The sequence below is a fragment of the Actinomadura rubrisoli genome, from assembly GCF_004349215.1.
GTDB classification, from domain to species: domain Bacteria; phylum Actinomycetota; class Actinomycetes; order Streptosporangiales; family Streptosporangiaceae; genus Spirillospora; species Spirillospora rubrisoli.
Genome location: NZ_SMKU01000418.1, coordinates 1 through 7,258 on the forward strand (window position 1 = coordinate 1; position 7,258 = coordinate 7,258).

A 7,258-nucleotide genomic window follows, 5' to 3' on the forward strand; every position below is an offset into this window, starting at 1 on the left:
CCCCCGCCCCGCGCCTCAGGGTTGTCACACCACCAGAAAACTTCCGCCCCACCGCCCCCACAAGCGGTGCGCGAGGTCAGTTAGGAAGTGGCCTCAGGTATCGCGCGAGCGCGTGACCTGACCGGTGGGGCAATGCCGAAGGCGAGCCCCACCGGGAAGATCGCGAAGCGATTCGCGCTCGCACAAGCACGGTCAGGGTTGCGAGCCGCTAGGCGAGCGACCCTGGGCCGGGCTTGAAATCAACACCGTCCGGCGGCGGCCAGGGCCTGGGGGAGGAGCTCGGCCAGGGCGCGGAAGGCCCGTCCACGGTGGCTGATGGCGTCCTTGGCGTCCGGGGGCATCTCCGCGGTCGTGCGGGACTCCCCGTCCGGGAGGAAGATCGGGTCGTAGCCGAAGCCGCCGGTGCCGCGCGGGGCGCGGACGATCGTGCCGCGCATCCGGCCCTCGACGCAGTGCTCGACGCCGCCCGGGACGACCAGGGCCGCCGCGCAGACGAACGCGCCGCCGCGCTGCCCGTCGGCGACGTCGCCGAGCTGGTCGAGGACGAGGCGGAGGTTGGCGTCGTCCTTGTCGCCGGAGGCGTCGCCGAACCGTCCCGACCAGCGGGCGGACAGCACGCCCGGCATGCCGTTCAGCGCGTCCACGCACAGGCCGGAGTCGTCGGCGACGGCGGGCAGGCCGGTGTGCGCGGCGATCGCGCGGGCCTTGAGGAGGGCGTTGCCCTCGAACGTCAGCTCGGTCTCGGGCACCTCGGGCGCGTCCGGGTAGGCGTCGAGCCCGGTGACGTCGATGCCGCTGAGGATGCGGTGCAGCTCGGCGATCTTCCCCGCGTTGCGGGTCGCCAGGACGATCGTGCTCACCGGGCCAGCGCCTCCCGTTGCAGGCGGGTGAGCTCGGCGCAGCCGCCGGACGCGAGGTCGAGCAGCGAGTCCAGCTCGGCGCGGTCGAACGGGGTGCCCTCGGCGGTGCCCTGGACCTCGACGAAGCGGCCGTCGCCGGTGCAGACGACGTTCATGTCGGTCTCGGCGGCCGAGTCCTCCTCGTAGCAGAGGTCGAGGCGGGCCTCGCCGTCCACCAGGCCGACGCTGATCGCCGACACGGAGGTGATCAGCGGGTCGCCCTTGGTGAGCCGGCGCCCGCGCATCCAGGTCACCGCGTCGGCCAGCGCGATGTACGCGCCGGTGATCGCGGCGGTGCGGGTGCCGCCGTCGGCCTGGAGCACGTCGCAGTCGAGCTGGACGGTGTTCTCGCCGAGCGCCTTGAAGTCGATGCAGGCCCGGATGGAGCGTCCGATGAGCCGGGAGATCTCGTGGGTGCGGCCGCCGACCCGCCCGCGGATGGACTCGCGGTCGTTGCGGGTGTTGGTGGCGCGGGGCAGCATCGCGTACTCGGCGGTGACCCAGCCGAGGCCGCTGTCGCGCCGCCAGCGGGGCACCGAGTCCTGGACGGACGCCGCGCACAGCACCCGGGTGCCGCCGAACTCGATCAGCACCGATCCCTCCGCGTGGTCGAGCCAGCCGCGCTGGATGCGGACGGGACGGAGCCGGTCGGATGCGCGATCATCGGGGCGAGCCATGCGCTCCACCCTAATGCCAGGGGCGGTGCCGGCGGTCACAGCTCGTAGGTGGTGCCCACGCGGGCCAGCTGGATGTCGCCGGCGTAGCCGCTGGCCTTGGCCTCCTTGAGGGAGACGTCGGCGTCGTTCCACGGCACGAGGTGGGTGAGGATCAGCTTTCCCACGTCGGCCTGGGCGGCGTGCTCGCCCGCCTCCCGCGCGGTCAGGTGCAGCTCGGACGGCAGGCCGGGCCCGTCCAGGAAGGACGCCTCGCAGAGGAACAGGTCGGCGCCGCGCGCCAGGTCGACCAGCGTCTCGGACGCGCCGGTGTCGCCCGAGTAAGCGAGGGACCTGCCTTCGTACTCGATGCGGAACGCGTACGCCTCGACCGGGTGCGGCATCAGCGCGGTCGTCACGCGGAACGGGCCGATGTCGTACGGGCCGCGGCGGAGCGTCCTGAAGTCGAACGTCCCGGTCATCCCGGGGTCGGGGTCGAGGTCGTAGGCCCGCGCCATGCGGAGCGCGGTGCCCTGGGGGCCGTGCACCGGGATCCGCGGCGGGGGGCCGCTCGGGCGGTAGGTGCGCGCCACCCAGTACCCGCACAGGTCGAGGCAGTGATCGGCGTGCAGGTGCGAGATGCACACGGCGTCGATGTCGTAGAGCGGATGAAAGCGCTGCAGCGATCCCAGCGCGCCGTTTCCGAGGTCGAGCAGCATGGCGAAGCCGTCCGCCTCGATCAGGTAGCTGGACGCGGGGCTTTCCGGCCCCGGGAAACTGCCGGAGCAGCCGATCACAGTGACCCGCACGCTCACTCCTCCTTGTGTCCCCGAGGAATCAGTTGGTCTCGGTGGTCAGAGCCTTGCCGGGGGTGGTCTCCACCGAACCGATCTCCGGCCCCAGGAATCTGCGGCCGAGCGCGGCGAACACATCGGGGTCCCCGGTCGCGCGGAACCGGTGCCGGGGCTCGGGCATCGCCTCCGCGCGGGCAAGCCCACGGTCGTGCAGCACTCGATACACGTCCTTGGCGGTCTCGTCGGCACTTGAGACCAGTGTGACTCCGTCACCGACGACATACGAGATGACGCCCGTCAGCAATGGATAGTGCGTGCAGCCGAGGATGAGGGTGTCGCAGCCCGCGTCCGCGATCGGCCGCAGATAGCCGCGGGCGGCCTCCAGCAGTTCCTCGCTCATCGTGACGCCGGACTCCACGAACTCCACGAAGCGCGGGCAGGCGGCGCTGACGAGCTCGATGTGCGGTGCGGCGGCGAAGGCGTCCTCGTAGGCGCGGCTGTTCACCGTGGCCTCGGTGGCGATCAGCCCGACGCGCCCGTTGGCGGTGGCGCGGGCCGCGCGGCGGGTGGCGGGGTTGATGACCTCCACCACCGGGATGTCGTAGCGCTCGCGGGCGTCGCGGAGCATCGCGGAGCTGGCGCTGTTGCACGCGATCACCAGCATCTTCACGCCCTCGTCGACGAGCTGGTCGAGCATCTCCAGGGCGTAGGCGCGGACCTCGGCGATCGGACGGGGCCCGTACGGCTGGCGCGCCGAGTCGCCCAGGTAGACGATCGGCTCGTTCGGCAGCTGGTCGAGGATCGCCCGCGCGACGGTGAGCCCGCCGAAGCCGCTGTCGAAGACGCCGATCGGCGAATCCGAAGGGCCGACCCTCCAGGCAGACTCTGACATGGTGCCCAAGGCTAGGCGAGTTCTCCACCCGTGGGCGCGTCATGCGTCGTACATCACATAGTCATGCACCGGAAATAGGCGCAGTTCACAGAGGCCACACATGATCTTGTCACGGCGCCTCGCGAAACGCCGGTGAACCGCTTAAGAAAGCGGGGCGCGCGGGCACGCTCGGGGGACGTGCGGGGATGCTCAGCGGGACGCTCGGCAGACGCGCGGGACGGCGGTCAGCGGCCCGTGCGGGCGATCTGCCGGCTTTGGGCGACGAGGCGTCCGGCGGAGTCCCAGACCTCGACCCCCTCGTCGAACCAGCCGCCCGACAGCAGCCGCCCGCCGCCGTGGAGGGCCAGCCAGCCGGGCGCCGGGACGGCCCGCATGTGCCAGGTCAGCTCGACGGTCGGCGCCCAGCCCTGGGCGCCGAGGTTGAGGACGACCGGGGGCAGCGCGTCCACGGCGAGCGCCAGCGCGAACGCGTCGGGCTCGTAGGGGTCGCGGAGCCGGAACCACGCGCGGATCTCGGGGGTGCCGCTCGGCCTGCCGTCCAGCCAGCCCATGGTGGCGCGGTCGAACCGCATGTCGACCTGCTCGGCGAAGCCCCCCTCGCCGGAGCCGGGCGTGAAGTCGGTGCACTCCTCCAGGGAGGGGATCGCGGGGACGGGCGGCGCGCCCGCCCAGGACGGCTCGGTGGCGGCGTCGAGCGTGCCGGTGGTGACCAGCGCGTCCACGATCCGGCGGTCGTCCTGGACGAGGGTGACCAGGGACGTCGCGGCGGTGCGGCCCGTCTTGCGGGAGTCGACGATCAGCTCGGCGCGGCCCGGCTTGGCCACGCGCAGGAAGTTCGCCGAGGTGGCGACGGGGTGCGCGTGCGGCGAGGCGTCGACGGCGGCGCGGTCCAGCACGGCCATGAGGTAGCCGCCGTTGACCGCCTCGGCGAACCCGAAGTCGCCGTCCAGGACGGCCTCGTACCGGCCCTCGCCGACCCGCTTGACGGCGGTGGCGTCGCCGAACCTGCTCATCCGCACGCTCCCGTTCGCAAGATCACGCCCAGAGCTGGCCTTCGAGGCGCGCCTCGGCCTCCTCCAGGGTGCCGCCGTACGCGCCGGTGGACAGGTACTTCCATCCGCCGTCGGCGACCACGAACACGATGTCGGCCCGCTCCCCCGCCTTGACGGCCTTCGCCGCCATGCCGAGCGCGGCGTGCAGCGCGCCGCCGGTCGAGATCCCCGCGAAGATGCCCTCCTGCTCCAGCAGCTCGCGGGTGCGGCGCAGCGCGTCCTTCGACCCGACGGAGAACCGGGTCGTCAGCACGGAGTCGTCGTACAGCTCGGGGATGAACCCCTCGTCGATGTTGCGCAGCCCGTACACCAGCTCGCCGTACCGCGGCTCGGCGGCGACGATCTTGACGCCGGGGACCTTCTCGCGCAGGAAGCGGCCGACGCCCATCAGCGTGCCGGTGGTGCCGAGCCCGGCCACGAAGTGCGTCACCGCCGGCAGGTCCTCAAGGATCTCCGGCCCGGTCGTCTCGTAGTGCGCGAGCGCGTTGGCCTCGTTGCCGTACTGGTAGAGCATCACCCACTCGGGGTTCTCCTCCGCCAGCCCCTTCGCGACGCGGACGGCCTCGTTCGACCCGCCCGCCGCCGGGGACGAGATGATCCGCGCGCCCCACATCTCCAGAAGCTGGCGCCGCTCGGCGGAGGTGTTCTCCGGCATGACGCAGACCATCGCGTAGCCGCGCAGCTTGGCGACCATGGCCAGTGAGATGCCGGTGTTGCCGGACGTCGGCTCCAGGATCGTGCATCCCGGGGTGAGCAGCCCGTCCCGCTCCGCCTTGTCGATCATGTAGAAGGCGGGACGGTCCTTGACCGAGCCGGTCGGGTTGCGGTCCTCCAGCTTGGCCCAGAGCCGGACGTCGCCGCCCGGCGAGAGCCGGGGCAGCCCGACCAGGGGCGTGCGGCCGAGCGAGTCCAGCAGCGAGTCGAAGCGCATGATCCCGGCTCAGCCGCCGGCGACGGCCGGGAGGATGGTGACGTTGTCGCCGTCGGCGACCTCGGTCTCCAGCCCGGCGAGGAAGCGCACGTCCTCGTCGTTGAGGTAGACGTTGACGAACTTGCGCAGGCCCTTGCCGTCCACCAGCCGGTCGCGGAGGCCGGGGTGCCGGCCGTCCAGGTCGGCGAACAGCTCGTCGAGCGTGCCGCCCTTGCCCTCGACGGCCTTGGCGCCGCCCGTGAGGTTACGCAGGATCGTCGGGATCCGGACCTCGATCGCCATCGCGATGATCTCCTTCGGTCGTACGGGGCTCCCCGCCCTCGACGTCACAACCGGGCGGGACGCGGGGGAATTCCAGGCGTGATCAGCGCGTCAGTGACAGTCGTAGACGACCTCGGCGCGCGAGTGCCCGAACAGGAAGCTCTGTACGGGTGGCACAGTGGCGGAACGGATGCGGCGCCGCGCGCCCGCCCTGTTCCCGCTCGTCCACATGACGGCCAGTTTACCGGCCCCCTGCCGCCTGTCCCGCGCCGCATCCAGCGCGTGCTCTAAGCGTCGTACGAGTCGACGACGGTGACCTCTTCTTCGGTGACCTCGCCGTCCACGATCCGGTAGGAGCGGAACTCGGTCTCATCGTCCTCGCGCGTGGAGACGAGCACATAGTGCGCGTTCGGCTCGGACGCGTACGAGATGTCGGTGCGGGACGGGTACGCCTCGGTCGAAGTGTGCGAATGGTAGATCACGACCGGCTCCTCGTCGCGGTCGTCCATCTCCCGCCACACCTTGAGCTGCTCCTGGGAGTCGAAGCGGTAGAACGTCGGGGAGCGCTCGGCGTTGGTCATCGCGATGTACCGGGCAGGCCGGTCGGATCCCGCGGGACCGGCGATGACGCCGCATGCCTCGTCGGGGTGGTCGGCGCGCGCGTGCGCGACGATCTTCTCAACCAGGGCGCGCTCGATCGTCAGCATGCCCGAAGGCTACCGGCCGCCCGTCCGGCGCTCCCATCCGAGCCCGGCGGCTCAGGGCAGTCTGACGTGCATCCGGATCCGGGTGCCGCCGTCGCCCGAGCGGATCTCCACGATGTGGCACAGCCTCCGGACGGCCCACATGGCGGCCTCGCCGCGGTGCCTCCCGCGCGGCGGCGCGTAGCCGAGGAACCGGTCGTTCAGGGCGCTCCGCGGGTCGGTGACGTCGCAGACCAGCTCGTCGGCCTCCGCCCACACCCACAGCGAGCCGTGGCCGCCGCCCTCGCGGATGATGTTGGTGGCGACCTCGTTCACCGCCAGGACGAACGGGAGCGAGCGGTCCTTGGGCAGGCCGAGCCGGACGGCCTCGGCGCCGAGGAAGGCGCGCAGGCCGGGCAGCTCGCCGCTGGCGAACGCCCTCCGGGCGGCGGTGGCCGGCGGCGGGGACAGCGGCGCCGCGTTGCACTCGGCGTAGAAGGCGGCGGGGTCGGTGTAGCGCCCGCTCGGCCGCGTCCCCTCCGGGCCGGCCAGCTCGGGATGGGTGCGGGCCGCGTCGTCCACCACGTGCGCGGGCAGCGCGGACGCGTCGTACGCGCACATGATCGAAGTCGGGGTGCCGGCGAACGCGACGTTCAGGATCGACTCGTGCCGCTTCCACTCGCGCACCTCCAGCGGGGTGCGCCCGGCCCACACCGGCTCGGCCAGCAGCCGCAGCCGGCCGCGCGGCCACCAGTCGGCGCGCATCCGGTCGTAGTAGGAGGCCAGTGCCTGCATGGGGCCGCGGAACCAGTCCGCCGCGTCGATGAACTCGATGCGGGCGCCGGTCCCGGCGCCGAACTGCTCGCGCAGCAACGCCCACACCGGCGGCGCGGCGATGACGACCAGCGTGTCGCCCTCGCGCCGTCCCGCGCGCAGGTATGGCACGGCGGCCAGCGCGAACTCGCGCAGCGTCCCGTAGACCAGCGCCCGGTGGACGAGGACGTCGCGCCCGTCCCGTCCGGGCGCCCCCGCGACCGGCATCCCGTCCGCCGTGGTTGCGGGGGCGGACGCGCCGGGGCCGGAGGTTCCGGGG

General features: G+C 72.5%; 9 protein-coding genes. All 9 read right to left on the reverse strand.

The annotated features are described in order from the left end of the window. Positions 1 to 239 precede the first annotated feature (239 nt). Positions 240 to 860: an RdgB/HAM1 family non-canonical purine NTP pyrophosphatase gene (gene rdgB, locus E1298_RS41555; RefSeq protein WP_131902882.1), complete on the reverse strand. Its 621-nt coding sequence runs from the start codon at positions 858 to 860 to the stop codon at positions 240 to 242. After that, positions 857 to 1,576, reverse strand: a complete 720-nt coding sequence (gene rph, locus E1298_RS41560; protein ID WP_131902883.1) for a ribonuclease PH — start codon at positions 1,574 to 1,576, stop codon at positions 857 to 859. Before rph ends, rdgB begins: the two co-directional genes overlap by 4 nt. 35 nt (positions 1,577 to 1,611) lie before the next feature. After that, positions 1,612 to 2,361: an MBL fold metallo-hydrolase gene (locus E1298_RS41565; protein ID WP_131902884.1), complete on the reverse strand. Its 750-nt coding sequence runs from the start codon at positions 2,359 to 2,361 to the stop codon at positions 1,612 to 1,614. Positions 2,362 to 2,389: 28 nt separating this feature from the next. Next, entirely contained in the window at positions 2,390 to 3,238 is an 849-nt protein-coding gene (gene murI / locus E1298_RS41570; RefSeq protein ID WP_131902885.1) for a glutamate racemase, read from the reverse strand. Positions 3,239 to 3,462: 224 nt separating this feature from the next. Then, a complete protein-coding gene (locus E1298_RS41575) occupies positions 3,463 to 4,251 on the reverse strand; it encodes a thioesterase family protein (RefSeq protein WP_131902886.1) in 789 nt (262 codons plus the stop codon). Positions 4,252 to 4,273: 22 nt separating this feature from the next. After that, complete coding sequence (locus tag E1298_RS41580; RefSeq protein WP_131902887.1) at positions 4,274 to 5,221, reverse strand: PLP-dependent cysteine synthase family protein; 948 nt, start codon at positions 5,219 to 5,221, stop codon at positions 4,274 to 4,276. A gap of 9 nt (positions 5,222 to 5,230) precedes the next feature. Beyond that, complete coding sequence (locus E1298_RS41585) at positions 5,231 to 5,503, reverse strand: MoaD/ThiS family protein (protein WP_131902888.1); 273 nt, start codon at positions 5,501 to 5,503, stop codon at positions 5,231 to 5,233. A 266-nt stretch (positions 5,504 to 5,769) separates the two neighbouring features. Continuing rightward, entirely contained in the window at positions 5,770 to 6,189 is a 420-nt protein-coding gene (locus tag E1298_RS41590; RefSeq protein ID WP_131902889.1) for a M67 family metallopeptidase, read from the reverse strand. 51 nt (positions 6,190 to 6,240) lie between these two features. Then, positions 6,241 to 7,258 (reverse strand): anti-sigma factor RsbA family regulatory protein (locus E1298_RS41595; protein WP_341770697.1); only part of this gene is annotated, 1,018 nt, incomplete at its 5' end.

What these genes read in the sequence shown, in the direction of transcription:
- murI (WP_131902885.1), bottom strand. Translation starts at nt 3,238, where the DNA reads ATGTCAGAGTCTGCCTGGAGGGTCGGCCCTTCGGATTCGCCGATCGGC.
- E1298_RS41590 (WP_131902889.1), bottom strand. Translation starts at nt 6,189, where the DNA reads ATGCTGACGATCGAGCGCGCCCTGGTTGAGAAGATCGTCGCGCACGCG.
- E1298_RS41575 (WP_131902886.1), bottom strand. Translation starts at nt 4,251, where the DNA reads ATGAGCAGGTTCGGCGACGCCACCGCCGTCAAGCGGGTCGGCGAGGGC.
- E1298_RS41585 (WP_131902888.1), bottom strand. Translation starts at nt 5,503, where the DNA reads ATGGCGATCGAGGTCCGGATCCCGACGATCCTGCGTAACCTCACGGGC.
- E1298_RS41580 (WP_131902887.1), bottom strand. Translation starts at nt 5,221, where the DNA reads ATGCGCTTCGACTCGCTGCTGGACTCGCTCGGCCGCACGCCCCTGGTC.
- rph (WP_131902883.1), bottom strand. Translation starts at nt 1,576, where the DNA reads ATGGCTCGCCCCGATGATCGCGCATCCGACCGGCTCCGTCCCGTCCGC.